Raw genomic sequence first — 24,640 nt, 5'->3', positions numbered from 1 at the left:
TGGGGAACACATATGAAGCATATTCAGATTAAAGGATTAGATAAACCGGTATCTAAGCTGGTCATGGGATCTGATTTTTTTAGATTGGACAACAGTCAAGAGGTTAGTGAAATCCTTCATCATTATCTGGCTATTGGCGGGAATACGATTGATTCAGCTCACATCTATTGTGGGGGGCAAAGCGAGCAAGCCATAGGCATTTGGTTGGAAGAAACGGGTAAAAGAGAAGAAATGGTGCTATTCACCAAAGGCGCACATCATGATAAAAACGGCCCTCGCGTGAATCCCGAAGCGATCCGACATGATTTGATGACAAGTCTGGAGCGATTGCGTACAGACTACATCGATTTGTATGGTCTGCATCGTGACGACCCAGCAACACCTGTAGGTGTCATTGTCGAGGCACTCAATGAGCATCTGGAAGCAGGACGCATTCGCGCTATTGGAGGGTCTAACTGGACCCATCAGCGCCTGCAAGAAGCGAATGATTACGCCGCTAAGCATGGCCTTGTCGGCTTTAGCTTCAGCTCGCCTAACCTCAGTCTCGCTAAGCCTAACGAGCCTTTCTGGGCTGGCTGCGTGTCAGCTGACGAAGAGTCCTTGCGCTGGTACGAAGAGCAGCAGTTTCCACTGCTGTCTTGGTCTTCGCAGGCGCGCGGTTTCTTCACGGGCCGGTTCTCGCCGGAGATCCGCGATAACGATGATCTCGTTCGCGTATTCTACAGCGACGAGAACTGGACGCGGCTGCAGCGAGCGCAGCAGCTCGCACAGGAGAAAGGCGTCAGCGCGATCCAGATTGCGCTCGCTTACGTGCTGAGCCAGCCGTTCCCGGCATGCGCGCTCATCGGTCCACGCACCGAGGCCGAGATGGTCTCCTGCCGCGATGGCGCAGAGCTTGTGCTGTCGGCGCAGGAGCTGGCCTGGCTTGATTTGACCGGAGCTGCGGTGTAGCTCTGGCAGGTTCCTCCAGTGCGGTTCACGCACGCACATCGTTTTACAGCCCAGCAAAGCCCTATGTAGTTAGGGCTTTGCTGGGCTTTTGTGGTGTAGTTTCCTCGACGATCCAGAAACTAGTTACTAACCCATTAGCTACTCTAACTTCCCTCTACCAAGCTACTTTCCAGCACCCCCAAACTAGATTCTTCCTATCAAACACTCATCGCTCCCTCAAACTAGATTCTTCCTATCAAACACTCGTCGCTCCCCCAAACTAGATTCCCCCTATCCAACACTCGTCGCTCCCTCAAACTAGATTCCCCCTATCCAACACTCGTTGCTCTCTCCAACAACTTCCCCCTCCCCACACTCCACACTTCACACTCTACACTCCCCCCCCAACATTCGCGCAACTAACTGTATAACCTACAGCTAATTCCTCCCTTTTCCCGCTTCAAACCAATCTAAATGGAAAACCTACAGCTAATTTCCTGCCCAACAGGCTAAATGTCCTAAATCAAGAAATTTAACTACAGGAAATCCATCTAATCACGATTTTCAGTCCAAAACTCGCTAATTAACTGTAGGTAATCCATTTACTCAGCCTTACCGGTCCTTCCCCCTATTTTGGGACACATTCAGCAAAGAGAAAACCTAATTCTCTTTTCCTCCGTTACCTTAAGTAGAATATACAATAAGGAGTTGGATTGCTTTGAACAAATGGATACATATAAGCATTTGTGGAATGATCCTACTCGCTGCCACGGGGTGCAGCGAGAAAGCAGCCGTACCAGCGGCCAGCTCGCCAGCCGCTGTAACCACCGCGCCGACACCCGTCACGACGACGGCGGTCGCATCCGCAACGCCGACTCCACAGGTGTCGGCCCCAGCAGTGGCTGCGGCGACGCCAACCCCGGCGCCTGCAGCCAGCACTTCGCCGCTACCGCAAGCTGCGGCGACACCTTCACCTTCGCCTACGCCTGCGACGGCGAAGCCAACCCCAACGCCGGCGCCTGCAAGCGCGACGCCATCGCCTTCCCCATCACCTACCGTCAAGCCGGAGGCGACGGTAAGCACTACGCCTAGCACCAGCGCGAAGGCCGAGCTGCTGTACAAGGACAACTGCCTAGTCTGCCATGGCGCTGGCCTAACGGGTGATTACGGTCCGAACCTGACGAAAGTCGGTTCGCGCAAAACGAAAGATCAAATTGCTGCGCAAATCATGAACGGCAAGGTCGAAATGCCGCCTTTCAAAGACACGTTGAAAGCAGAAGATATCGAAGCATTAGCGAATTGGCTCGCAGCCAAAAAATGAGCAAAAGCACTTAGAACCCAAGCAGGCATACCTTCTCAATAAGGATGCCTGTTTTTCTATTTTCTTCACCCTGTTCAGCTCATTTATCTATGCTCCCATGACCAGCTTTTCAAGAAATGCACACTTCAAGCAAAAATGAAGCTATTAACGGCTGATACAAGCATGATCTGATGGACGACCTCATCTCGCCATGATAAGATATAAAGAAGCGTTATTTTTAGCAAAATAAGCATGTTTTATATAGAATCGTTACTTAGCTTCCCAGACGGAAGCTGATAGGGGGTACACCATGGGAAAGACCGATGTTCGCCGAGATGCCATCATGCATGCGATCAAAGATAAAGGCTCCATTGCTTTGACGGATATTGTGAAGCAGTTCAATGTCTCTGAAGCAACAGCACGACGAGATCTGGAAATTCTCGAGCAAGAGAAACGCTGCATCCGCACCTTTGGCGGGGCTGTACTTGAAAGCTTGAAAGTCGAAGTCCCCTTCTTTAATAAAATGGACCTCTATACCGAGGAAAAGAAAGAAATCGCTGACAAAGCCCTTCGTTACATCGAAGATGGCGATATTATCGGGCTAACCGGCGGAACAACCACGACCTTTATTGCGAAAAAGCTGAACCAATTCAAAAATTTGACCGTCATTACGAATGCCGTGAACATTGCCTATGAGCTTATTGGCACACCTGGGCTGCAGCTGATCTTGACCGGTGGTGTGATTCGCACACAAACCTTTGAGCTGTCAGGTCCGCTTGCGAATGCCACACTCGAGAATCTCAGCATCCGCAAAACGTTCATGGGCTGCGATGGCATTTCCCTCTCACGCGGAATGATGATCTACAATGAGCTTGAAGCTGAGACGAATCGCCGCATGATGAAGCAATCCATGGAAACGTATCTCGTGGCTGATCATTCCAAATTCAGCCGAAGCTCTCTCTTCGTCATCGGTGAAGTGCAAGAAGCCGTCGGCATCATTAGCGATTCAAGCATTACCCCAGAGATGAAGCTTGCTTTCAAAGAATCTGGCACACCGTTCCTGTAGTTTGTTTGGGATCCCAGCCTTGCGTTGCGGAACGTAGTTCCCTTATTTACTCGAAAACTGCCTTTTCTCAAACGTTACGGAACGTCAGGGCGCTATTTCGTCCATACCTAGGTCAATTTGCATGTTTTTCATAGAAATAGCGGAACCTCGTTCCTCAACTTCTCCAAGATGCCGATTTCTCCACAAATAACGTCCTCTCGTTCCGTATCTCCTTCGGATGTCGGTTGCATTTAGGAGATGCCTAGATAGGTAAAAATGAAGATTACAAAAAACGCGATATCATTAGCCATCAAGGCCTAGCGATATCGCGTTTTGCATTTCTACTATTTCAGTTCACTGCTCGGCTGAGGGATTTGTTCTGACTTCAATTTCAAAGACGGTACCATAATACCTACGCCGATAACAAACAATAATGCCGATGTTAGGTAGATCGTTTCAAGTGAGAACGACGCTTTGATCGTCCCAGCCAAACTCATCATGATTACCATGGCCCCCATAAAGAGCGGCGTTAAAATCCCATTTACACGGCCGACGAAAGATTCTTCCGTATTCCCTAGGATCAACGTATTAATCCCAATTTGAATAGCCGGCATAACAAGACCTGAAATGAACTGCATGGCAAGCGCAAACCAGAATAAGTGTGTCATCCCTATCAAAGCAAAGGTAACGGCACTAACAGCCATACCAATGGTAAGCATCGCCTGCGGAGATATTTTTTTGGAGAACGCCATTGTTACGCCTCCGCCTACAATCATCGCGACCCCATTGGCCACCATAAACCACTGCAGATTCTCCTTAGCCAAGCCCAGTTGCTCCGTAACAAGAAAAATACCAAGCGGGCTAATTAAACCAATGGCCAGACCCGCAACAGCAAAACATCCGCCAAGGATAACTAGCATTTTGTTTCTTATCACATAACGAAAGCCTTGACCCATTTCGGCAAATATATGCGTCGTACGCGGCTCTGAAGACTTCTCTTCTTTGCGATCTGCAGGCAGAAGTGTGAGAACCAAAGCTGATAATAAGAAGCATGCTCCCATAATCGCAACGGCCGTTTCAATTCCAAAATGGTAGTAAACGAAGGTTCCTAGAATCGGTCCCAAGATCATAAAAATCGCCATCATGGACTGAAACATCGACATCCCCATTTGCATTTGGGATTCATGAACGTGCACTTTGAACAGCTTCATCCCGGAAGGTTGCGAGAATTGGGATAGGATGGATGACACCAAGGTGGCAAAAAAGATCGCTTTCCAAGATCCCATATACAACGTTATCAAAATAATGAACACGGAGGCTGCGCTCAAAATGTCGCACCAAACCATCGTCAACTTCGGCCTCCAGCGATCCGCGAAGGCTCCGCCGATGAAGGAGAAAAGGAAAATCGGTGCAAACTCTGCAACGGAAATTAAGGATACCGAGTATGGATCGTTATTCGTCATATCCGTCACATAAAGAAGTATCGCAAAGTTACGAATCCATATCCCGACTTGGAGCAAAAGGCCAGAAAGCATAATCGTTTGCACGAATCGACTGGCAAAAAATGATTTCATCGTTGGCTCAGCTTGAGCATTTGATTGACTCATAAGTAAAGAAAACACCCCTTTATAAATAGATCGCTTATGAAATGCGTGAAATATGTGCATTGTTCCTACGTAATAGGAAACAAAAAGTTTCACAAGCCTATCTGATTTTACATAGAGATGCTCCAAGATGCTAGTGAAAATTTCGATATACCAATTCTTTCCTAATCCTGTCTCCAGCCAACTGGATATTGCTCCGATAATGTCACAGGTAACCGCCCTACTGCTGCTTCACGACCCAGCAACACATTAGCTAAGGAAACCATCGCCAGCGGTCGATTCTCGTAGCAGGCATAGTACGTCTTCACTTCAGGGAATTCAAGCAAGTCATATGGGTTACGTCCTGCAGCTACGATAAGGTGCAAGTCTTCCTTCTGTGCCAACGCTTTAACCAGCTCCGTTTGTCCTGGGGAGAAGGTTGCATTGTAGGTAACGATCACTACTTGTTCAAATGCTTCACAGCGCTTCACCGTTTCCGCAATTTCCTCATCCGTTGGAAATAATCCCAAGTACCTCTCTTGCACGTGCTCACCCGTTAACTCGGACAACACGCTGCCAAGGGTTCCCTCACGATCGACAACCTCGTCGATCTCGGTTCCCGATTGAACTTCTGTCCAAATCACGCACGTTTTATCGTTGATTTGAAGCACCTTGCCAACTTCATCTTTGACCTTGGTGATGCTTTTGCGACTCAATTCTTTAGCTAGAAGCTGGTGCTCAGACGTCGAGATCGGCCCCTCTGGAATCGGAGTAAGCGTATCAAAGCGAATATCTCGCTTATATTTGTAAGTCATTACTCGCAGAACGGATTCATCAATGCGTGATTCTGGAATGCGACCACTTTCTACAGCTGTAATAACAGCTTCAATGGCTGCAATCTGACGTTCCAATTCATGGCTAACCAGCAAAATATCCGCTCCCGCTTCTAATGCACGAACAGCACCTTCAGCTACGCCGACACCTTCGGAAATTGCTTTCATCTCTAAGCAATCCGTCACGATCAGCCCTTTGAAGCCAAGCTTGCCGCGAAGTAATTCTGTCAGTATCTTATACGATAACGTCGAAGGCACGCTGCTGTCTTCCAAGGCTTGGAACACCACATGAGCAGACATAATAGCATCTACACCACCCTCAATCGCCTTGATGAACGGCGCCAGCTCCAGTTCCATCAATCGCTCCATGCTATGTGGAACAACGGGCAGATCATGATGGGAATCCGCTGTCGTATCCCCGTGACCAGGGAAATGCTTCACTGTTGCGATAACGCCCATGTCCTGCAAGCCCTTTACCGCATGCGTGCCCATATCACTTACAATCGCCGCCGTTTCACCATAGGAACGAACACCAATGACAGGGTTCAATCGATTATTATTGATATCTAAACAAGGAGCTAAATTCATATTCACGCCCATTTGGCGAAGCTCCTTGCCCATCACCTTGCTACTAGCATAGACGCCAGCTGGCGCAAAAGCAGCACCCAATGCCATATTCCCCGGCAGCAAGGTTGCTCCTTTTTCAATCCGGGACACCATTCCGCCTTCTTGATCGACTGTGATAAATAGCGGCTGACCTCCGCTCTTCAGGCTTATCGCCTGCAAGTCAGCGGACAACTGAGCAAGCTGATGTGCGTCCTTCACATTGCGACGGAAATAGATGACGCCACCAATGCCATATTTTTCAATTAAATGCGTAATATGCGGATTAGGCTCCATAGCATCAAAACCGCAAGCAAAAAGTTGACCTACCTTTTGACGTAGAGTTAGTGGCTTATTGTTCGTAATTCCTACTGATGACACATGGAACACGCTCCTTAATCAAGTGGTTATGCTTTTATATTATCCATGATGCCTTTTTGCAGGATAAGATACATCACTACAACGGGAATCATACTGATCATGATCGCCGCGCATAGGGAACCATAGTTCATATTCAACTGGTCGTAGAAGGCTACCATGCTCACAGGGAGCGTTCGCAGCTTCTCTTTGGTTAAAAATAAATTCGCCATAATAAATTCATTCCAGCTCGTCAGAAAGTTCAGCATAAATACGGTGAACAGAGACGGAATGGAAATCGGGACGATCACACGCCACAACAGCCCATAAATGGAGAGCCCATCCATGATTCCCGCTTCTTCCAGCTCATTCGGAATCGACGTAAAGAAGCTGCTAACCATGAATACCGTCCACGGCAACCCCAAGGTTACATAGGGAAGGATTAACGCTAGGGATGTGTTGTACAGATGCAAGCTCCTAAGAAGCATATACAAGGGGACTAGTAAGGACGCGGCAGGTACTAGCAGAGCAAGGAGTAGTATCCTTTTCAGAACCAAGCTTAGCTTTGGATAAGACATTCTAGTTAACGCATAAGCGGTTGCCGTACCTAAAGCCAGAGAGACGCTAGCTGAAACCGTCGAATTGACCACACTATTCATAAAATAGTGACCTACATGCGCACCAGTCCACGCATTCCAGTAATTCGATAATGAAAGCTCTGAAGGAAACGACCATGGCGCAGTAATGATTTCTTTATTTGTTTTGAAAGACGAATTTAGCGTCCAGCCTAGCGGGAATAAAATCAATCCAATGTAGATGAATAGTACCGCATGTGGGAAAACACGACGTAAGAGGCTCCATCTCATAATCGCACCTCATCCGCTTTTCTTGTAACCCAGCCAAACAAGGATGTTAGCATGGCGGTAAAGAGTAGGATTAACACAGCAATGCCGTTCGCGTAGCCATACTCACCAATACGATAAGCTTTTTTTATCATATAGGATGCCATAACTTCCGTAATTCCATAAGGATTTCCACCAGTCATGACAACAACGATGTCCATGGCTTTCATGCCGCCAGTAATGGATAAGAGGATCATCACGAAAATGACGGGCCTCAATAGCGGAAGGATAATGGACCAGGCCTGTCTGATGCTGCCTGCACCATCAATTTGAGCGGCTTCCACCAGATGTTTTGGAATTTGATAGATCGCAGATACGACAAGTACCACATAGAACCCCATCCATTGCCAAGCATTTGTGATCAAAATGGCGAGCATCGCCGTCGCGCCATCAGCCAGCCAAGCATGCTGCCAACTGGATAAGCCGACAGCTTCTAAAACTTGGTTAAGCAGCCCCGCCTGCGGATGGTAAATAAACTCCCAAAGCACACCAACGACCGCAGTGGAGAGAATCGTGGGAAGGAAAATCAGGGTTTTATAAAACCCGATCCAACGCTTTATTTTACTCACCAGCAGCGCTATCGCCAGAATAATAGGGATCTGGATACCGATTGAGAAACCGATGAAATACATATTATTTCGCACAGCTATCCAAAAATAAGGATCTTGAAAGGCTGTTATGAAATTGTCCAGCCCATTGAATCTTGCTGGGTTGATGCCGTCCCACTCCGTGAATCCATAGCGAAGCGACATCAACATCGGGTAGATAAAAAATACCGCGAATATAAGCAGCGTCGGCAAGGTAAATAGCGTATACGCCCATGCATGTCTTCCCATTTTGTTCATATGTCATCCTACTACTATTTGGTATGGGTTTCTTCTTTATTCGAAGCCTCCTGCTGCTTCTGTAAATCAGTCATAAGTGAGGCTGGGTCTGTCCTTCCGCCAAGAAGCTCCTGCATACCTCGCTCAAGCTTCTCCCGAACTTTCGTTTGAATACGTGAATCGAACGCAGGGAAGGTTCCTTTGCTACCCGCAAACACATTCAATATTTCCGTGATCAAGGGATTTACTTGACTTGTATCATGAAGCTTCATCGCCGGAGGCATGCCTTCTTCAACAAGCTGCCTTTTTTGCATCGATTCATTGTACATTTGTTTAATAAATTCCTTGATCGCTAACAACTGCTCTGGCGTGACTTTTTGAGAAAAGCCATAGGCATTTGACCAGCCGCCATTGATATAGCCATCTCCAGGTCCACCCATGGACGGGAAGTTCATGAAACCGACATCACGGGCAATCATGGATTTCTCCGGATCGAGAAGCGGTGTATTGGCCCAGCTGCCATCAAACATGAAGGCTGCGACTCCGCTGCTGAATGTATTTTGCTGCTCCGCATAAGCAAGCGCTAGACTGCCATCTTGGAAATAGTCCTTCTGAATGAGCGATTGATACTGTTCAAAAGCTTTCAATACCTCTGGGTCTGTCCAATGCTTGCTCCCATTCAAAAATCCTTCGATCGAATCAGCACCTGCTGTGCGTACCCACATCGTATTTATCATCATATTAATAACCCAGGAATCCTTGGCCGCCATCGCAAAAGGAGTAATTTTGGCAGCTTTCAGTTTCTCCGCAGCGGCTACAAGCTCTTCCCAGGTTTGGGGCAGCTTGATCCCCTGCTCAGCCAAAATCTTTTTATTATAGTACAGGCCTTCCACGTAGCCAGCCATGGGAATCCCATAGATTTTGCCATTAACAGTGAACTCTTCAAAACTATAAAACTTATCCGTTAATCCAAGCTCTTGCAGAATGGGTGTGAGGTCCAGCAGCCTGTTCGCCTTCACATAATCTTTCGTATCCGTGCCTCCGAACAGATCAAATATTTCTGGCGGGTTTCCCGCTGCCATTTCTGCACGCAGCTTTTCGAAACGATTTACCTTATCCTCAACACCATCTAACGTAATCGTCAAACCAGGCACCTTTGCTTCGGTTGCTTTTACAACGTCTTGCAGCATCGCTAACCGTTTCTTCTGTGTATCCTTAACCTGTGTATGACGAATTGTCAGCAGGATGGGACCATTCTGTGCCCCTTTTCCGCTGGCCGCATCACTCTGTGCATCGGATTTGTCCGACAATATACTACATCCCGATAGCATGACGGTGACAGCTAAGCTACACGCCCCACTCATCAGTGTTCGTTTTCTCATCCAATTGGTTCTCCTTTAAGCTTACCATTTAAGTATAATTAAACCCTTGTACCTACTAAAGACAGATAAATTCCTTATCTAGGGGCAAATTCCTCTAGTTCCCTTCCTTTCGCTTATCACGATACTCGGAAGGTATTTCGCCGGTAAACTTCTGAAATACTTTTGTAAAATAGCGTCGTTCCATGTAGCCCACGCATCTTCCAATGTCGGTAATGCTTTTGTCACTGTGAAGCAACAGGGATTTCGCCTGCTCCATCCGATGCTTCGTCACGTGTTCCACAAAGGTTTCCCCAAAATGCTGTTTAAACAACAAACTGAAGTAACTAGCGCTAATCCCTAGGCTGCTTGCAATATCCTCAATGCCAAAATCAGTCGAATAATTCAAACGGATATACTCCTTGGCTGCGGCCATAAGTAACTCACTATTCTTCTTCTTATTCGTAGCCTCCAGCCCAATCGATACAAGTTGTACCATGACCTGCAGCAAATGCGGGATGCTCTCGCTTTTATCCAGCTCACGCCATATCTGTTCCTCTTCCTGACTATCGAGGGCATTCATCTCACGAAGCTCACGGAGTACATGAAGGATCAAATAATGCATCATCTGATAGGCTCTGGCAAAGGAGCTCTCCGACAGACCCTCCAGCAATAATTTCAGACGATCAAGCGCATCCTCGGTTTTGAGACGGTTCAGCTGCTTAAGACCCGTTACAATTTCTTCCACCAAGAACCACAGCGAGCTATTCGCGTCTGCAGACTCTTTGCTTTCTTTATAGGGAAACACGGATTGCTGCTTGTCTAGATTCAACTGCATGAATCGCTGAAGCTTCCTGTAGGTATCCGCCAGCCGTTGCAAGCCTATCGCCTCAGGGAAGTAGCCTATACTGATACCAAGCTTCACAGACTGCAGCACATTCTGTTGCAGCTTTGCAGCTAAGTCACTCCATGTCGATTCTACAGAATCGTGTACTGACTCCTCCCACGTGATGAGCAGAGCCCATTCCCCTTCACGCATCTGAAGAACGGTGAACTGCGACTTCTCTTCCGCCAAAGAATCTTGCAAGACATTACGCACAGCGAAGTTCCATAGCTTACGTTCCTGCTCCGACCACGGCAGTGATTTCTGGGAGTAATTATCCACGTCAATAATGGCAAATACATAACGCAGCGTCTCCAAATCCCCTTGATCAATGGGAAGCTGCGTATTCGCAGTGATATCTGTATAGTCCATCATAATATCCTGCAAAATCTTCTCGTAAGCCAAGCTTCTGATTTTACCCCACTTCAGAAGCTCCTCCTGCTGCATCTGTTTTTTGGCTCGAATTTCAACGGCTAGTTTACGGATCGAGTTTTCAAGCTCTTCGTAATTGATCGGTTTTAGGATATAATCGCTAACTCCCACTCTCAGAAGTGAACGCACATATTCAAAATCCTGATACCCCGTCACCATCAGCACAGTGCAATCCTCATTCATTTCCCGAAGCTTATGGATAAACGTAATTCCGTCCATTTGCGGCATCCGAATATCACTCATCACGATGTCTGGGATATGCTGAACACAGAGCTCCAAGGCTTCAAGTCCATTTTTAGCTGTGCCTACAATATCGATTTCAAGTTCTCCCCACGGAATGACCGCCTGCAGATTGCGTAAAATATTAGGCTCATCATCCGCCAATATGGCCTTCAATCTCATTGGTTAACCTTCTTCCTCTTCGGGATTACAACCTTCATCGTCGTTCCTTGGCCTTCTTGCGAACAAATGAACATGCCATAATGCTCCCCATATTGAATCCGGACACGATCGGCAACATTACTTACGCCAAGCCCTCTCCGCTCTTCATTTGATTCCAAAATTTCATGAAAAGGCGTCTCTAACTCTGTTTTATAATGAAACTTCGCTAGCTTCTCATTACTAATCCCAACACCGTTATCTGTCACATACAGCCCAATGCGGTCACCTTCATCCACAACCCTAACTGAAATCAAGCCCATATAATCAATCGGTTCAAAGCCATGCTGCAAGCTGTTCTCGACTAGAGGCTGAAGCGTCAACTTCAAAATCTCCTCATGCAGCAGCTCCTGCGGCGCTTCGATCGTGTATTGGAACTGATCCTCAAAACGAAACTCCTGGATTTCCAAATAGCTGCGAAGATGCTCAAGCTCTTGCTTCAGTGTAATCTCTTCCCGATTCTCCATCCCGATCCGCAGCAAATTCCCTAGACGAATAACCATCTGACTGACTTTCTTACCTTGGTTTTGGATGGCTAGCACATTGATCGACTCGAGTGTATTAAAAAGAAAATGAGGCTTAATCTGCGCTTGCAGCAGCATGAGTTCTGCTTTGTTTTTGCGGTCTTGCTGAAGCTTCACCTCTTCGAGAAGATCCTCGACCCGCACAATTAAGCTGTTGAAACCTCTCGCTAATGCTGTGGTTTCATCCTTCCCGCTCTCTTCCATGCGTGTAGTCAGATCGCCCCGCTCCACTTTTTTCATAGAATTCAGCATGCGAAGAATCAATTGAATAATACGTCTTACGAAGACGAGGTTATACACGAGTGCAAAGAACAAACAAATAAACGTAATTCCCGCTACGAGCTTCATAATGGTCTCAATTTCCCCCGCGACATACTTCCAAGAGGTTACGGATACGACACTCCAATCCTGAACTCCCATCTGATTAATGTTTAAATGGTACAGGGAAATGAGGCTTTTTTCGTTTTGAAAATTGGCCTGGAAGCTGTAATTATTGAGCCCTAAATCCAACTTCCCCTGTATCAGCTGCAGGACGTTCGCACCTTCAAAATTGTGCTTATTATCGTAGAAAATGAGACCATTTTTGTTCACAAGCAAATAGCGTTTAGAGCTTTGCTCGTTCGTGTTGAAGGATTTGAAAATCTGATCCAGCTCATTAAACTTAAATTTCAACAGCATGTAGCCGAGATTATCCATCGTCCAGAAATCCTTGACCATGCGCGCTTGATAAAACTCCCCGCTTCGGCCAGATCCGAACTCATTGAACTCGGAGGGTCCAATCCAAAGTGGGCTGCCGTTCAGCTCCTGAATATGTTTGAAGGCCATGCTTTGTTGAATCGTCGACCATGGAATCGCACTTCCGCTCGTTCGCCCTGCGCTGAAGGATTTGCCTCCATTGTTGTAAATGACAACTGACTGTACAGGTGAGTACGTGAGGATTGAGCCGCGAAGCAGCGTATCGAACGTATTCAAATCATACGAGGAGAGCGTGTCCGTGTTCGGCTTCACCGTTTCCATCGTACGATAGATGCCTTGAATGCTATCTTTCACCATCCAGAAATCGGAGAAATAGTTCGCTTCCTTGAACATGTAATAAATATTACGTGAGATCGCTTGCAGCGTTACTTCTGTTAAATCACCATATTTTTTCTCAATAAGCTGTTGGGAGACCGTGTATACCGCTGACCCTAGAACGAATAAAGGAATGATAATGAATAGTAAAAAACCGATAAACACTTTTTTGTTCAGATTCATCGCTGCGCTGCTCTCCTTCAAGATAGACTCAGACATTCACATTACATTCCGACTAGCCAACGACTACGCTTCCATGATGCGAATCTCTGGCTCAACGCTAATCGTTACATTGCCTCGCAATGCTTTGCTTATCATACAGGTTTGTTCGGCGCGGAATGCGGCTTTGCTTATTTTATCAATTTGCGCTTCCGTCGTTTGAGGCGGCACAGCAATAAGCGGACGGTGAATAATCGCATTTACTTTCATCGTTGGTCGATTCTGTACGTAGATGTGGGAGTTGAGCTCAAGGGATACGATACCTGTTCGCTGGAGCAACGTGCCTAACGTGATGATATAGCAGGTTGCCGCGGCACCTAGCAGCATTTCTTCTGGATTCGATCCAACGCCTGGCCCGTCAAATTCACTAGGCACGGAAATTGGCGTTGAGAGTCTCCCCGCCTGAATATGTCCAGTTCCATCCAGACCGCCTGTCCATGTTGCCTTGAGCACAAAGCTCTGTTCTGCCATCGGTTCTACGCCTCTTTCTTTATGTAGTAGCTCGGTCATTACCCCTGGTATCGTGAAAAAAAATACAAGCTATCATTTTAACAAAGACCCAAGCTATCATTAACAAACCTTTGGTTGATTTGATTTTATTGTAAAGGAACAGAGCAAGATTCACCAGCAATTTGACGCTTTCTCTCAGAAAACTGCAATCCAAAAGAATATCCACATGTAAATGATCATCCATGAACAACATAAAAAATCGTTCCCGCACCTCATCAGCACGAAAACGATTTATCTAACATCAATTGATCTCTATGAAATTGCGTAATTCATGTGTTGGAATCAAAACAATGAAAGCCCTACCTCTCTTTCATCCTTGCGGCTCCAATGACCGCGCCAGTGCGAATTGCGTTACAAACACTTACTGCCGAAACACTTACGTTGCCTCGGGTTTACCATAAATGAGCTGATGGATTGCGCATTGGGAGAAAAACAAACAAGGAGAGGGGGTTACTTTCTTCTCGCTAATCGTTCGTGTGGGGTAAATGAGGCTAAATATGAAGTGTTTATATGTTTTCATTTCAATCAACTTTAATATTATATAATAATTGTACATGCGTGTCAATACGGTGGTGATATACGGCGGGTGTGCGAGGAATGATACGGAAAGAACAATCATTGGTATTATGTCGTGAATTCACTTTATCTTCCAAATATTCAATTTTTCCGCTATAATCTTGAGAGTATATGTTTCACCTAAATTTGGTCGTGAAGCACACGCCGCTTTTCAAGTTCAGCCTTGGCTGATCGTGAAAAGCGGCTTATTTATTTCATGGAGGCGGTTATATGGAACGATCTTTTGAACTAGCGCATCTTGGATTTATCAATTATCACTCATCTAATCGGAAAGGAGAGCCACTTCGAAGGCTTTTAGATGGCCATGGTCATGCTGAAAAATTATTTCTCGAGCAGGTTTGGTGGCCTGCCTTTAAAAGTTTTGTCGATCTTCATCCAGAATATGAAATTAAAGACTTTCGGGATGGCAAGCGATTCATTGACTTCGCTTTTCTTAAACACACCCTCAAACTTGCCATCGAAATTGATGGTTTCGTGACTCACGCCTCGCAAATTAGCCGCTCCCAATTCTCGGATCAGTTGATTCGCCAGAACCACCTCATCATCGATGGCTGGAGAATACTTCGTTTCTCCTACGACGATGTCAAAGAGCGCCCCCGCATGTGTCAACAAGTCCTACAACAATTCATGGGGCGCTATCTTGGCATGACAAACCTTTCACCCATCCCCATTAATTATTTGGAGAAGGAAATTTTACGTTGTGCTCTAAACATAGAGACATCCCTAACCATTCAAGATGTGTGTCAGGTATTGTCCATTAAAGAGCAGAAAGCTCGACAGCTACTCAAGGTCATGCATGAGAAAAAGATCCTTGAAAGCGTCGGGAAAGGAACTCAACGGATAAAATACTACCGTCCTCAACTGAAGTGTTACAACAGTTGATGGGATAACCTGTTGAGTGACAGCTAAAGCTATCTAGACGGCGGATTTCCTGACGTTCTCACGCTTTTCAGCGTGTTTTTCACCGCTACAGCTATCTTGACGGCGGATTTCTCGACGTCCTCACGCTTTAAGCGTGTTTTTCACCGCTACAGCTATCTTGACGGCGGATTTCTCGACGTCCTCACGCTTTAAGCGTGTTTTTCACCGTTACAGCTATCTCGACAGCGGACTTCTCGACGTTCTCACGCTGTAAGCGTGTTTTTCACCGTTACAGCTATCTTGACGGCGGACTTCCTGACGTTCTCACGCTGTAAGCGTGTTTTTCACGCTACAGCTATTTTGACGGCGGATTTCTCGACGTCCTCACGCTGTAAGCGTGTTTTTCACCGCTACAGCTATCTCGACGGCGAACTTCTGACGTTCTCACGCTGTAAGCATGTTTTTCACCGCTACAGCAACTATTCAAAAAAAAACCGCAGGCACAATGCCCGCGGGTTCTCTCTACACCTTAAATTTCTGCAACGAAATTTGCAACTCCTCCGCCAGTCCAGCCAAGGACTTCGCGGAATTCTCGATTTCCTCCGTGGTGGACATTTGCTGCTGACTCGCAGCGGATGTCTCCTGGCTGACGGAAATACCCGTCTCCGAAACGGAGCTCACAATGCGCATCACCTGCTCGATGCGCAAGTTCGCATCCACGAGTTGGTGAATGTTCCGATTCACATCTTCCACTTTCGTATTTACCTTCTCGACAGAAGTCTCGATATGTACGAACGATTCCTGCGCTTCCTCGGAAATTATCAATCCCTCTTTTACTTTTCCTGCACCTGTATGCATGGAACTTACCGCTTGATTGATCTGTCTTTGGATCGTCGATACTAGATCCGTAATGTTTCGTGCCGATGTAGATGACTGCTCCGCAAGCTTACGTACTTCCCCAGCAACAACTGCGAAGCCACGTCCAGCTTCCCCAGCGCGCGCTGCCTCAATCGCAGCGTTCAACGAAAGCAGGTTCGTTTGTGTTGAAATCTCGTTAATAACATTAACGATTTCACCGATTTTGTGTGCATTTTTCCCCAAAGCTTCAATGACCACGTTAACGTCACGAACCGCTTCAGATATCTCAGACATTTGACCAGCGATAGAAACTACGGATTGTTTCCCATTCTGAGCTGCTCGCGTCGCTTGATTCACGAGAGTGGCCACCACTTGCGCAGACTCATCAATTTGCTTCGTACTTGTCAGCATAAGACCAACTGCCTCGTTGGCTTGCGTCACACCAGCAAATTGCTTATCGAAATCCTCCGACAGCTGTTGGCTTGAAGTAGCAACCTGTTTCGCTGCCAAAGAGCTTTGCTCCGAGCTTGCAAGAAGCTCTTCTGAACTTGCCGAAAGGGTTAGCGCGTTATCGGAGATTTGCATAACTAAGCTGCGCAAGCTCTCCGTCATGACATTGAAGGAATTGGTTAATTTACCAACCTCATCGTCATAAGGGTAATCCCCTTTAACAGCTAGATTACCACCGGCTGCTTTTTCCATGTTTTCTTGGAGTCTGCGAATCGGCGTGGAGATGATCATGTTTAGAGCCAATGCGCCCAAAGTCATCACAACAATTGCGATAATGATCGTTAAAATAATGACCCAATGTGAAATCGCGGAATCAGTCGTACTCGATTTCTGGAATTGCTCCGCCGCGGATTCCTTGAGCCCAACTAGCTTATCTAATGCTTCTACCGTTTTATCACCTTGAGGAGATACTTCATTGTTGTAGACCTGATAAGCAACTTGATTATTCTGCGTCGCTTGATCGATGGTTTTTACAACGACCTCACGATATTTCAGATTCAGTTCCTCGAAGCTTTTGAAGGCTCCAGCTTCTTCCTCATTCAGTGCAATCCCTGCTATTTTTGTAACTAAATCTTTATTGGTACCCGAGTTCTCATCTAACTTAGCTTTGAGCTTGGCCTTATATTTCACATCGGTGGACAACATCATTTCTAGCAAATTTGATTCGGTTTCATTGAAATTTGTTTTTAATTGATTAATCCATTTGACAGATAGCAGACTTTCCTCGTACATTCTAGTAGAGTTACTAGACATCTTGTCCATATAATGATAACCAGTAATACCTACAATTAATAAGAATAAGATCGCTATCGCATTCATCAACAGCAATTTAAAACGTAGTTTAAGATTACGAAGGATAGACAGGTTGACGTTCGGCTTTGCCGTACTACTCATGCTGCTCAATATCGTTTTGGATTTCAAAGTTACCCATTCTCCCCCCGAGTGTAAATCACAAAGCTGATAGTCTTATGTAACAAAACCTAACACAAAATTATTTAATTTACCTATGGTTTATTTTACAAAACAGTACCCCTTATGTAAAGACAAAATTCGTCAACAACCTTTATACAGCAATCATTTCATTTCATTTACAAAATACTTCTTCCACTTCATCAAAACGATTAGGGGCAAATATCCATGGAATCAATCGGAATCATCGTGAACCCGCTTTCAGGAAATGGCAGAGGTGCTAAAATTTGGGCAGGAATTCGAGATCACCTCCAAGCGCATCAAATCTCTTATCTAGCAAAACTAACGACCCAAGCAGGTGAAGCGACGCAGCACGCCATATCCCTAATTCAAGAGCATCACGTTCAGCGTATTATCATTATTGGTGGCGATGGTACCATTCATGAGGTGGCAGGTGGTGTTTGGCAGCTTCAAAAGAAAGGCGTAACTTGCCCCATCGCGGTTATTCCAGCGGGTACAGGCAATGATTTTGCCAAAGCCTATGGCATACCAAATCATCCGCTGGAAGCCCTTCAAATCGCCTTAACTGCCCCGAGTATAGTACAAATTGATCTGCTGCATGCCAAACACAACCGAGTGGCTGTAAATAGCATTGGCGCAGGATTTGACGGGATGGTCGCTAAAATTACGAACGAAGCCAGCTACAAAAAGCTCTTAAACCGCCTAGGACTAGGTAAACTATCCTATTTCATTTCAATACTCCGGGTGTTCGCAACCTATCAACCTTCCACAGCTTGGTTAGAAGTAGACGGCAGAGTTAACCAGCTGCCTGATATGTGGTTGACAGCCGTTGCGAATATCCCTTTTTACGGAGGTTCGATTCAAATTTGTCCGACAGCAAGTCCAACAGACGGCGTGGCAGATGTGGTTGTCATTCAAAGTAAAGGCCGGTTCCGTCTCCTGCCTGTTCTTTTCACGGTGTATCAAGGTAAGCATACGGAACATCCTGCTGTATCTTTTTATAAAGGGAAATCGATATCCATTCGCACTGAGAAATCCTTGCTTGTCCAAGCGGACGGGGAGTTCGCTGGCTCCACTCCGCTACAAATCGAACTTATTCCTGCGGCTATTTCCGTCATTCGATCAACACCCACAGCTTAAGCTGTGGGTGTTTCTCCATCTCCATCTCCATTTCCAACCCCATAACCTTTCAGCAGCGCCCACTGTTTCAGTGTCACATAGTCAATCTTCCCACTCCCGAGTAACGGCAGCTTCTCGATATACCGAAACTCAGATGGCATGTAAATTGCGGGTTGCCCCTCAAGTCTCATCGAATCGCGAAGCACTTCGAGAGGGCTCACTTTACTCGTATGATACACAATAATTCGCTCGCCCTTTCGTCGATCCGGCACATGTACCGCAGCGCATACCGCAGGTGCCGCCAAGCTCCTTGATACGAGCTCTTCGACCATGAGAAGCGATACCTTTTCCCCGCCTATTTTGGCAAAAGACTGCAAACGTGCTTGAATGAACAAGTACCCTTGATCATCCAAAGTAACAATATCTCCAGTGCTATACCACTCGGCGGCTGGTACAAAGCCCTTACTATGAATCAAGTACCCCTTCATAACATTCGGACCTCTGACACGTAAATGTCCCCCCGTCGCAATCCCTTCCACCTCTTCAACAATGGCTTCAATTCCAGGGAGCAATTTGCCGACTGAGCCTTTCTTCCCATGCATCGGCGTGTTCAGAGAAATAACAGGCGTCGTCTCCGTCGTACCATAGCCCTCCAAAATTCGAATCCCGAATTTATCTTGCCAAGCTTGGCGAACTTCTTCCTTCAACCGCTCAGCACCCGCAACAACATATCGCAACGAATGGGCAAAATCATAAGGATGAGCGGTCCTTGCATATGCCCCTAGAAACGTTGATGTACCGAATAGAATCGTAATATTCCGATCATACACGAGCTCTGGAATGACCTTGTAATGCAAGGGATTGGGATATAACACCAACTTCACTCCCGTAAGAATCGGGAGCATCGTCCCCGCCGTCAAACCAAACGAATGAAACATAGGCATACTACCCAGGACAATATCCGAACTATTAAAAGCGATTACAAGCCTCGCCTGCTGAATATTCGCGTATATATTACGGTGCGTCAGAACGACACCCTTGGGTTTACTTTCACTACCTGAGGTGTAGAGAACAACCTCATTCCGACCAGGAGCCACTGGCCCTTTCTTCCGCAGCAAAAAGTGAAACACACCAGCCAACTTCTCTTGCAAGTTTAGCTCTTCCTTTACGTCCTCGAGATAAATAATGGAGAAGGAACCGCTAGCTCCGAGGATAAACTCGGAAAGACCTGCCTTCTCGATAAACACCCTAGACGTCAGAACAGTTTTTACTTCTGCAGTTTCACAAGCGTCCAGCATAGCCTGCCGTCCGGCTGAGTAATTCAGTATCGCTGGCGTGATGCCTAATCGGTACAGCGCAAATAATGTCACTACATGCCCCGCGGCATTTGGTAATAGAAGGGCTACTCGCTTTTGCCCTGCCAGCAGCTTTCCCAACCTGACTGCCAGTGTATAGCTAGACAATTGCAGCTTCCGATACGTCAAAGCGGAATTACTCACGACATCTTCAACGATGACCGTGGCTTGACCGTGCCTTCGAGCTGCCGACAGCAACTCGTTGAATAAGTTGATCTCAGGCTGGAGCCGGCTTTCGAGCAAGTGAATCAACAGTTTATTGCGAATAGCTTCCGTCGCCTGCTCCTTTTGAACTTTTTTCGTAAAGCGCTCATCTCCTGCTGGTACATGAAAAGCTTCGCCAAACGCAATGTGCACGGGAGGAAACCACCGTTGCTTAATTTTCCCTCGCAAATAGGATAACTTCGAATACTCTAGACCTTGGATGGCGATCGGCACGATTCGAGCCTGAGCTCGTAGCGCAATGTATCCGATGCCTCCGTATATTTTCATCATTCCGCCTGTCGTCGTGATACGCCCTTCAGGGAAAATGACAAGCGGTGTTCCACTTTGTATCGTTTTCAACATTTTGCGAACGGCATATGGATTCGCTGTATCAACCGTGATATGCGCCCTGAATAGGAGCACCCATGCAAATCGCTTTGCTATATTCGTATTCACAACAAATGCCGCATCTTTTGGCAAAATCAAAGCAAGCAGCACCGCATCCAACAACGATACGTGATTCGGGATTAGTACCGTTTTTCCCGTCAATACGAGATTCTCCATGCCTGTCACTTTCACCTTAAAAGCGAACAACACAAACAGACGCAAGCACGGAAGTAACAGCTTTACTAGCGTAACGAACATCCATTTGAACATGGGAACTCCCCCTATTGGTATCTCTTTCGCGTCTATCAATAGTTCATTGTATGCAGGAAAAAGAAATAAGACCTCAGCACATATAGGCCAAGGTCTATTAATTATGAACTAAGTATTCAAATAGGCTTTCAGCCTGCCAGGGTAATTCGTAATAATGCCGGATACGCCAGCTTCAACCATCATTTTGTAATCGGATAACGCATTAACGGTATAGGGGTAAACAGCAAGGCCAGCGGCCTTTGCCAAAGCAACATCCTCTTTTGCAATGTGGCGAAAATACGGATGCAAGGAGTAGACATCTACGCCCACTTGCTTCGCATACGCTGCATGATTGGATAAGTTCGCTTCATACAGCAAGCCTACTTTCAGTTTAGGTTCTGCCCTTTTTAACCGCTGAATGACTTTATGGTCAAAAGAAGAAACAACCACATCCTCGTATCGCTTGGCAGCACGCATAAACGCAAGTAACTCTTTCTCTATCCGTCCCTCATAGGCATCCTTCACTTCCACATTAATGAGCGTTCCACGCGGCATGATATCGAATACCTCACTAAGCAGCGGAATGCGTTCCCCTTTGAACTTCTCCGAAAACCAAGCTCCGGCGTCTAGCATTTTAATATCTTTCCAATTGTGCTGGCAAATGCGTCCTGAACCATTCGATGTCCGATCTAACGTTCCGTCGTGGCATACGACGATTATATCATCCTTCGTGATATGAATATCCAGCTCAATCGCCTGTGCGCCTTGTTTTAAAGCTAATGCAAAAGAAGCCAACGTATTCTCTGGCGCTTCACCCATTGCGCCGCGATGGCCGATGATGATCGGTTTCGAGGTATTCATGTTCAACGCTCCCAACGTTATGGCGTGCATGACTTGCTCTCCAAATTATATAAGCAGCCGATTAGGAGCGTCAATTAAAAGAGTCCCGTAGAGTGGCTTTGCAGCCGAACTCTCGGGACTTTTATCTAAAGGCATGGAATACCGTTAATAACTAATAATTATTTGCCAAGCTGGTGAATCGGGTGTCCAAGCGCACCTTCAGCAGCGTCCATGATCATTTCAGTCAATGTTGGATGTGCATGAATCGTAAGTGCGATGTCCTCCAGATTAGCGCCCATCTCAACCGCAAGCGCAAGCTCACCGATCAAGTTTGAAGCTTCTGGACCTACGATTTGACCACCGAGCAATTGGCCCGTTTCTTTGTCGCCGACAAGCTTCACAAAGCCTTGATTGGCGTTCAAAGAGTTCGCGCGTCCGTTAGCCGCGTAAGGGAATTTACCAATCGTAACATTGATACCTTGCGCTTTGGCTTCGGTTTCGCTTAGACCTACGCCTGCGATTTCCGGATCGGAGAATACAACAGCAGGCATCGCTTTGTAATCAACGATACTTGCATGACCAGCAATCGCTTCAGCCGCCACTTTTGCCTCATAGGAAGCTTTGTGAGCCAAGGAAAGACCTGGAACAACATCACCAATTGCGAAAATGTGAGGAATACTTGTTCTACCTTGGTTATCGACTTCAATTAGACCGCGATCTGTCATTTTCAAGTTAATTAGGTCTAGACCAAGCTCGCCGTCTGTGTTCGGACGACGACCTACAGTTACAAGAACGTAATCTGCAGTGACTTGCTTTTCTTCACCTTTAACTGTGAAAGTAACCGTAACATCGTTGTCTGTTTTTGTGCAGGATTGTGCTAACGCTTCGGTATGAACTTCTACGCCAACTTTCTCTAGGTTCTTAGCAACAAGCTTCGTCAATTCTTTCTCGAAGCCTGGAAGCACATGATCAGAGCCTTCCAACACGGTAACTTTTGTACCGAATTTCGCATACGTTTGACCAAGCTCGATCCCGATATAGCCACCGCCGATAACGATCATGCTTTTCGGAATCTCAGGCAAGTTCAAAGCTTCTGTTGAAGAGATGATTCTTCCACCGTAAGGGAAAGCTTTCAACTCGATCGGACGGGAGCCCGTTGCGATAATACAGTTTTTGAAGCGGTAACGCGGTGCTTCTGCATCATTGAACACACGTGCTTCGTGCTCGTTGATAAACATCGCTTCACCTTGGAACGTTTGAATCTTGTTGCCTTTCAGCAATGCGCTTACGCCGCCTGTTTGTTTGGCAACAATGCTGTTTTTCCAAGCTTGTACCTTCGTAAAGTCCACTTTCACGTTCTCTACGGAGATCCCTATGCTGTCCGCATGCTGAGCGTGCTCATACGTATGCGCTGCAGAAATCAGAGCTTTGGAAGGGATACAGCCGCGGTTCAAACACACGCCGCCCCATGCGTCTTTATCAACAATAAGTACGCTTTGGCCAAGTTGAGCAGCCCGAATGGCGGCTACGTAACCGCCAGGGCCTGCACCGATGACCAATAAATCTATATCTAAAGAAGCATCTCCTACTACCATGCTGTTACACCTCCAAGACGAGAAGCTCTGGATCAGCCAGAAGCTGTTTGATGTAGTTCAAGAAGCTTTGTGCTGTCGCTCCGTCTACGATACGGTGATCGAAACTTAAGGAAAGCGCCATAACGTGTGCGGCAACGATTTGTCCATTTTTCACAACTGGTTTCTCGGTGATACGGCCTGCACCTAGGATCGCAACTTCAGGGAAGTTGATAACCGGTGTGAAGAACATACCGCCAACTGAGCCAATGTTCGTGATGGAGATTGTGCTGCCTTTCAACTCATTCGCCGCCAATTTGCCATCGCGTCCGCGAGTAGCCAAATCTTTGATCGAAGAAGCGATTGACCATACGTTTTTACGGTCAGCATCATGGATAACAGGAACCAGCAAGCCGTTTTCTGTATCTGTTGCGATTCCGATATTGTAGTACTTTTTGTAGACGATTTCTTGCTTCTCTTCGTCGATCATAGCGTTCATGATCGGGAATTGACGGCAAGCTGCAACCAACGCCTTCACGATGAACGGAAGGTATGTCAATTTCACGCCTTTTTTCTCTGCGAGCGGCTTCGTACGCTCGCGTAAAGCGACGAGTGCCGATACGTCGATCTCATCCATCAATGTCACGTGCGGAGCCGTGTACACGGATTTAACCATCGCGTTCGCGATGAGTTTACGGATGCCTTTGAACGGAATCCGTTCTTCGACGCGATCGCCAGTTCCAACTACCTGCGTGCTTGCGGCAGGTGCGTCATCAGTGCCAGCTGCTACTGGAGCAGCTGCTTCAACCGCTGCTGGAGCGGCTGTGCCAGCTCCACCAAAGCCTAGCACGTCCTCGCGTGTTACGCGGCCGTGCTTCCCTGTAGGCGTCACCTCTGCGAGTGTGATGCCTTTCTCTCTTGCCAGCTTGCGCACGCTAGGCGTCGCAAGCACTTCGCGGCCCGCGCCAGTGCTTGGCGCGGCCGGTGCTGGTACAGCTGCTGCTGGAGCAGCTGGTGTTGCAACTGCTACCGCTGCTGCTGGAGCTGCAGGCGGTGTTGCTACAGCCACGGCTGGTGCCGCGTGGCTGGATCCGTGATGCATGGAAGCAGCAGGCATCTCGCCTGTGACTTCAATCGTCATCACGAGTTCACCGATCGTGCAGACTTGTCCATCTTTGACGGCAACGCTGACGATCTTGCCTTCAACAGGACAAGGAACCTCAACGACAGCTTTATCATTTTGTACTTCCATAAGAATCGTTTCGTCAGTTACGGTATCACCCGCTTTAACTAACATTTTCACGATCTCGCCTTCATGTATGCCTTCACCAAGCTCTGGGAACTTGTATTCAAACAATGCCACGTGTA

General features: G+C 46.8%; 18 protein-coding genes. 5 read left to right on the top strand and 13 right to left on the bottom strand.

The window, feature by feature from the left end; all coding sequences use genetic code 11:
• The first annotated feature begins 12 nt into the window (after window positions 1-12).
• The 3 genes from AC58QC_RS05755 (at window position 13) to AC58QC_RS05745 (ending at window position 3,296) form a co-directional block, all read left to right on the top strand.
• Window positions 13-951: an aldo/keto reductase gene (locus AC58QC_RS05755; protein ID WP_497414240.1), complete on the top strand. Its 939-nt coding sequence runs from the start codon at window positions 13-15 to the stop codon at window positions 949-951.
• Between the two features lie 697 nt (window positions 952-1,648).
• The gene (locus AC58QC_RS05750) at window positions 1,649-2,251 is read left to right on the top strand and encodes a c-type cytochrome (RefSeq protein ID WP_497414239.1); all 603 of its coding nucleotides are present in this window, start codon (window positions 1,649-1,651) and stop codon (window positions 2,249-2,251) included.
• Window positions 2,252-2,540: 289 nt separating this feature from the next.
• Window positions 2,541-3,296 carry a DeoR/GlpR family DNA-binding transcription regulator gene (locus tag AC58QC_RS05745; protein WP_497414238.1) on the top strand — a complete coding sequence of 252 codons (756 nt, stop codon included), beginning with the start codon at window positions 2,541-2,543 and terminating at the stop codon, window positions 3,294-3,296.
• A gap of 323 nt (window positions 3,297-3,619) precedes the next feature.
• Here AC58QC_RS05745 and AC58QC_RS05740 read toward each other — a convergent pair whose 3' ends face one another.
• The 8 genes from AC58QC_RS05740 to AC58QC_RS05705 all read right to left on the bottom strand — a co-directional run bounded on the left by AC58QC_RS05740 (window position 3,620) and on the right by AC58QC_RS05705 (window position 13,812).
• Complete coding sequence (locus AC58QC_RS05740) at window positions 3,620-4,882, bottom strand: MFS transporter (RefSeq protein ID WP_497414237.1); 1,263 nt, start codon at window positions 4,880-4,882, stop codon at window positions 3,620-3,622.
• A gap of 161 nt (window positions 4,883-5,043) precedes the next feature.
• Entirely contained in the window at window positions 5,044-6,675 is a 1,632-nt protein-coding gene (gene nagZ, locus AC58QC_RS05735) for a beta-N-acetylhexosaminidase (protein ID WP_497414236.1), read from the bottom strand.
• Window positions 6,676-6,701: 26 nt separating this feature from the next.
• Window positions 6,702-7,517 (bottom strand): carbohydrate ABC transporter permease, encoded by an 816-nt coding sequence (locus tag AC58QC_RS05730; RefSeq protein WP_497414235.1) that lies wholly within the window; start codon window positions 7,515-7,517, stop codon window positions 6,702-6,704.
• Window positions 7,514-8,398, bottom strand: a complete 885-nt coding sequence (locus tag AC58QC_RS05725) for a carbohydrate ABC transporter permease (protein WP_497414234.1) — start codon at window positions 8,396-8,398, stop codon at window positions 7,514-7,516. The genes AC58QC_RS05730 and AC58QC_RS05725 overlap by 4 nt, the downstream gene beginning before the upstream one ends.
• 14 nt (window positions 8,399-8,412) lie before the next feature.
• Complete coding sequence (locus AC58QC_RS05720; RefSeq protein WP_497414233.1) at window positions 8,413-9,759, bottom strand: extracellular solute-binding protein; 1,347 nt, start codon at window positions 9,757-9,759, stop codon at window positions 8,413-8,415.
• 94 nt (window positions 9,760-9,853) lie between these two features.
• On the bottom strand, window positions 9,854-11,452 hold the full coding sequence (locus tag AC58QC_RS05715; RefSeq protein WP_497414232.1) for a response regulator: 1,599 nt from the start codon (window positions 11,450-11,452) through the stop codon (window positions 9,854-9,856).
• Complete coding sequence (locus tag AC58QC_RS05710; protein ID WP_497414231.1) at window positions 11,449-13,266, bottom strand: cache domain-containing sensor histidine kinase; 1,818 nt, start codon at window positions 13,264-13,266, stop codon at window positions 11,449-11,451. The genes AC58QC_RS05715 and AC58QC_RS05710 overlap by 4 nt, the downstream gene beginning before the upstream one ends.
• A gap of 63 nt (window positions 13,267-13,329) precedes the next feature.
• A complete protein-coding gene (locus tag AC58QC_RS05705) occupies window positions 13,330-13,812 on the bottom strand; it encodes an OsmC family protein (RefSeq protein WP_497414230.1) in 483 nt (160 codons plus the stop codon).
• 786 nt (window positions 13,813-14,598) lie between these two features.
• On the opposite strand from AC58QC_RS05705, the gene AC58QC_RS05700 reads away from it, so the two are divergent.
• On the top strand, window positions 14,599-15,270 hold the full coding sequence (locus AC58QC_RS05700; protein ID WP_497414229.1) for an endonuclease domain-containing protein: 672 nt from the start codon (window positions 14,599-14,601) through the stop codon (window positions 15,268-15,270).
• A 501-nt stretch (window positions 15,271-15,771) separates the two neighbouring features.
• On the opposite strand, the gene AC58QC_RS05695 is transcribed toward AC58QC_RS05700, so the two are convergent.
• Entirely contained in the window at window positions 15,772-17,538 is a 1,767-nt protein-coding gene (locus tag AC58QC_RS05695) for a methyl-accepting chemotaxis protein (RefSeq protein WP_497414228.1), read from the bottom strand.
• Between the two features lie 216 nt (window positions 17,539-17,754).
• On the opposite strand from AC58QC_RS05695, the gene AC58QC_RS05690 reads away from it, so the two are divergent.
• Entirely contained in the window at window positions 17,755-18,687 is a 933-nt protein-coding gene (locus tag AC58QC_RS05690) for a diacylglycerol/lipid kinase family protein (RefSeq protein ID WP_497414227.1), read from the top strand.
• On the opposite strand, the gene AC58QC_RS05685 is transcribed toward AC58QC_RS05690, so the two are convergent.
• The 4 genes from AC58QC_RS05685 to AC58QC_RS05670 all read right to left on the bottom strand — a co-directional run bounded on the left by AC58QC_RS05685 (window position 18,684) and on the right by AC58QC_RS05670 (window position 24,635).
• Window positions 18,684-20,882 (bottom strand): AMP-binding protein, encoded by a 2,199-nt coding sequence (locus AC58QC_RS05685; protein WP_497414226.1) that lies wholly within the window; start codon window positions 20,880-20,882, stop codon window positions 18,684-18,686. The genes AC58QC_RS05690 and AC58QC_RS05685 overlap by 4 nt on opposite strands.
• Window positions 20,883-20,990: 108 nt before the next feature.
• Entirely contained in the window at window positions 20,991-21,722 is a 732-nt protein-coding gene (locus tag AC58QC_RS05680) for a glycerophosphodiester phosphodiesterase (protein WP_497414225.1), read from the bottom strand.
• 158 nt (window positions 21,723-21,880) lie between these two features.
• Window positions 21,881-23,296: a dihydrolipoyl dehydrogenase gene (gene lpdA, locus AC58QC_RS05675; RefSeq protein ID WP_497414224.1), complete on the bottom strand. Its 1,416-nt coding sequence runs from the start codon at window positions 23,294-23,296 to the stop codon at window positions 21,881-21,883.
• Window positions 23,297-23,300: 4 nt separating this feature from the next.
• Complete coding sequence (locus AC58QC_RS05670; protein ID WP_497414223.1) at window positions 23,301-24,635, bottom strand: dihydrolipoamide acetyltransferase family protein; 1,335 nt, start codon at window positions 24,633-24,635, stop codon at window positions 23,301-23,303.
• Window positions 24,636-24,640 lie beyond the last annotated feature (5 nt).

This window comes from Paenibacillus sp. J22P51 (assembly GCF_059692215.1).
The sequence above is the reverse complement of the archived record's forward strand: the minus strand, read 5'-3'. Positions and strand labels throughout refer to the sequence as shown.

Bases quoted from the DNA above. Each gene is read 5' to 3' on its own strand.
- AC58QC_RS05740 (WP_497414237.1), bottom strand. From the start codon at position 4,882: ATGAGTCAATCAAATGCTCAAGCTGAGCCAACGATGAAATCATTTTTT.
- AC58QC_RS05680 (WP_497414225.1), bottom strand. From the start codon at position 21,722: ATGAATACCTCGAAACCGATCATCATCGGCCATCGCGGCGCAATGGGT.
- AC58QC_RS05745 (WP_497414238.1), top strand. From the start codon at position 2,541: ATGGGAAAGACCGATGTTCGCCGAGATGCCATCATGCATGCGATCAAA.
- AC58QC_RS05755 (WP_497414240.1), top strand. From the start codon at position 13: ATGAAGCATATTCAGATTAAAGGATTAGATAAACCGGTATCTAAGCTG.
- AC58QC_RS05720 (WP_497414233.1), bottom strand. From the start codon at position 9,759: ATGAGAAAACGAACACTGATGAGTGGGGCGTGTAGCTTAGCTGTCACC.
- AC58QC_RS05730 (WP_497414235.1), bottom strand. From the start codon at position 7,517: ATGAGATGGAGCCTCTTACGTCGTGTTTTCCCACATGCGGTACTATTC.
- AC58QC_RS05700 (WP_497414229.1), top strand. From the start codon at position 14,599: ATGGAACGATCTTTTGAACTAGCGCATCTTGGATTTATCAATTATCAC.
- AC58QC_RS05685 (WP_497414226.1), bottom strand. From the start codon at position 20,882: ATGTTCAAATGGATGTTCGTTACGCTAGTAAAGCTGTTACTTCCGTGC.
- lpdA (WP_497414224.1), bottom strand. From the start codon at position 23,296: ATGGTAGTAGGAGATGCTTCTTTAGATATAGATTTATTGGTCATCGGT.
- AC58QC_RS05705 (WP_497414230.1), bottom strand. From the start codon at position 13,812: ATGACCGAGCTACTACATAAAGAAAGAGGCGTAGAACCGATGGCAGAA.
- AC58QC_RS05725 (WP_497414234.1), bottom strand. From the start codon at position 8,398: ATGAACAAAATGGGAAGACATGCATGGGCGTATACGCTATTTACCTTG.
- AC58QC_RS05715 (WP_497414232.1), bottom strand. From the start codon at position 11,452: ATGAGATTGAAGGCCATATTGGCGGATGATGAGCCTAATATTTTACGC.
- AC58QC_RS05710 (WP_497414231.1), bottom strand. From the start codon at position 13,266: ATGAATCTGAACAAAAAAGTGTTTATCGGTTTTTTACTATTCATTATC.
- AC58QC_RS05690 (WP_497414227.1), top strand. From the start codon at position 17,755: ATGGAATCAATCGGAATCATCGTGAACCCGCTTTCAGGAAATGGCAGA.